Source organism: Lysobacter enzymogenes, assembly GCF_017168095.1.
GTDB classification, from domain to species: Bacteria; Pseudomonadota; Gammaproteobacteria; order Xanthomonadales; family Xanthomonadaceae; genus Lysobacter; species Lysobacter enzymogenes_D.
In genome coordinates this window covers 1-2866 of the sequence record NZ_LXSD01000575.1, presented here as the reverse complement: position 1 = coordinate 2866, position 2866 = coordinate 1, and the positions used below count along the sequence as shown (strand labels likewise).

Annotated in this window: 1 protein-coding gene; it reads left to right on the top strand. The window is 74.1% G+C overall.

Going from position 1 to position 2866, the window contains the following annotated elements:
* Window positions 1-2866, top strand: a 2866-nt coding sequence (locus tag A7A76_RS22530; RefSeq protein ID WP_206413414.1) for an ATP-binding protein, incomplete at both ends; no start/stop codon positions are given.

Genomic DNA, 2866 nt, shown 5'->3' with positions numbered 1-2866 from the left:
CTTGGCGTGGACGCAGGCCGCAGCGCAGGCACCGGCCGCGATCGCGGTCGAGGCGCGAGCCGAACCGGCGCGCGACGCAGACCGGGCCGACGCAGCGAACGCGACCGTCGCCAATACGTCGCCTTCCGATGCGCCGACCGCCGCCGCGCCGCCACCGCCCGGCGACGCCGCCACTGCGGACAAGGACGCCGCCGCGCCGAAACCCGCGCCGCTGCGCATCGGCGTCGCCACCTGGGGCAGCCTGCCGTTCCAGGACTATCGCGACGGCCGCGCGCGCGGTTTCAGCGTCGAACTGCTCGAACAGATCCTGCGCGAGCGCGGCCTGAGCGCGCGCTACGTCGGCATCGGCGACAGCGAGTCGATGGTGCGCGCGCTGTGCGAAGGCCGCATCGACCTGGCCATGAACCTGCGCGTGACCGCCGCGCGCAGCCGCTGCATGGCCTACACCGATCCGATCGAGAACCTGTCGCTGTACGCGCTCAAGCGCCGCGACGACGCGCGCCTGCTCAGCGAGGACGCGCTCGAGCGCATGCGCATGGCGATCCCGGCCGCGCTGCTGGAACACACCCGCGACCGCAACCGGTTCCCGCCGACCCAGGTGGTGGCGGTGGCCGACGCGCCCGCCGCGGTGCGCGCGGTCGCGCAGGGCCGCGCCGACGTCTACTTCGACGCCGCCTATGTGCTGGATTGGTATCTGCGCGAAGACCCGCATCCGGCCCTGGAACTGCTGCCGACCGCGCAGCTGCCGCCGTCGATGCAGCGCAACGACCTCGGCGTGCTGTACGCCGCGCCGCTGACGCGCCTGCCGCTGCTGAAGTGGCTGGACGCGCAGATCAAGCGCGATCCGCACCGGGTCGAGGCGTTGCGGCGCAAATGGCTGCGCGCCGACCTGCAGGCGCCGGCCGCCTCGCGCGAGCTCAGCGCGGCGCAGCGCGAGTGGCTGGCGCGGCTGCCGCGGCTGCGCCTGGCCCTGGCCGACGACAACGCGCCGCTGTCGACCCTCGACAGCGACGGCCAGCCCGCCGGCATCGCCGCCGACTACGCGCGCCTGGTCGAGGACCGGCTGGGCCTGGACTTCGGCTACGTCACCGACAGCGGCCTGCGCGGCGCGATCGTCGCGCTGACCGGGCATCGCGCCGAACTGGCGGTGGTGCCGCTGGGCAGCCTGCCGGGCGGGCACTGGATCTATAGCCGGCCGTTCGAGCGCACGCCGCTGGTGATCGCGACCCGCGCCCGCAGCGCCGCCGCGGTCGGCCTGGAATCGCTCGCCGGCAAGCGCGTCTCGGTGACCCTGCTGAGCGTGGCCGGGCGGGCCGTGCAGCGCGCCGCGCCGGATGCGCGCGTGGTCGTGGTGAACGCCGACGCCGAAGGCTTGGAACGGCTGTCCGCGGGCCAGGTGGACGCGCACGTCGGCGGCCTGGCGATGCTCGACCGCCTGCTGCAGACCCGCTACCGCTCCGACGCGTTGACGCTGGCGCCGACCGGCCTGGAACTGGAACTGGCCTTCGCCGCCGACCGCCGGCTGGCGCCGCTGGTCGACATGATCGACCAGCAGCTCGACGCGCTGTCGGAAGCCGAGCGCCAGCGCATCCACGACCACTGGGTGGCCACGCGCTACAGCTACGGCCTGCCGTGGAACCGGGTGCTGGCGATCGTGGCGGTGGCGCTGCTGGCGATCAACCTGATCGCCGCGTTCTACCTGCGCCTGCGCCGCGAATCGCAGCGGCGCGAGGCGGCCGACCGCAAGCTGCGCGAGGTCGCCGGCAATCTGCCCGGGGTGGTGTTCAAGGCGCGGCGCGCGGCCAACGGGCAGATCCGCTTTCCTTATCTGACCGGCCGCGCGGAGTTGCTGTTCGGCCTCGGCGCCGAGCGGGTGGTGGCCGATTCGCGCGCGCTGTTCGCGCGCGTGCACGGCCAGGACCTGCCCGGCTTGCGCAAGGCGATTACCGCCGCGGCGCGGACCATGAGCGGGCTGCACGCCGATTTCCGCCTGCGCGGCGAGGACGGCCAATGGCGCTGGGTGCGGGTCAGCGCCCTGCCGCGGCCGCAGCAGCCGGGCGAGGACCGCGCCGACGCCGGTTACACCGGTTATTTCGTCGATGTCACCGACGTGCACCTGCAGGCGCAGGCGCTGGCCCGGGCCAAGGAGCAGGCCGAGGCCGCGACCCGGGCCAAGTCGCGCTTCCTGGCGACGATGAGCCACGAGATCCGCACGCCGATGGGCGGCATGATCGGCATGCTGGAACTGCTGGAGCGCTCGCCGCTGGACCCGGACCAGCAGGCGCTGCTGGGCCACCTGCGCGACTCGTCGCAGGCCTTGCAGGGCTTGCTCGACGACATTCTCGACGTGTCGCGGATCGAGGAAGGGCGGATGCGGATCGAACTGGCGCCGCTGCAGCCGCGCCGGCTCGCCGACGCGGCCGCGCTGCACGCGCTCGCGGCCTGCCGCAACCAGGGCCTGCGCCTGGACCTGCGGGTGGACGCGGCAGTGCCCGAGGCGCTGCTCGGCGATGCGATGCGCCTGCGCCAGGTGCTGCTGAACCTGCTCGGCAACGCGGTCAAGTTCACCCGCAGCGGCCGGGTCTGGCTGGATCTGCGGGTGCGCGGCCAGCGCCTGGAGATCGAAATCGGCGACACCGGCATCGGCATGGGCCCGAGCCAGTTGCGGCGCGCGTTCGAACCGTTCCGCCAGGGCGCGGACGATACCCCGCAGCGTTTCGGCGGCACCGGCCTGGGGCTGTGGATCTGCCGGCAACTGGTCGAGCTGATGGGCGGGCGCCTGCGCCTGGACAGCCGCGAAGGGCAGGGCACGCGCGCGCGCCTGGAGCTGCCGCTGCGCGCGGCGGTGGCGGGCGCGGACGCGCCG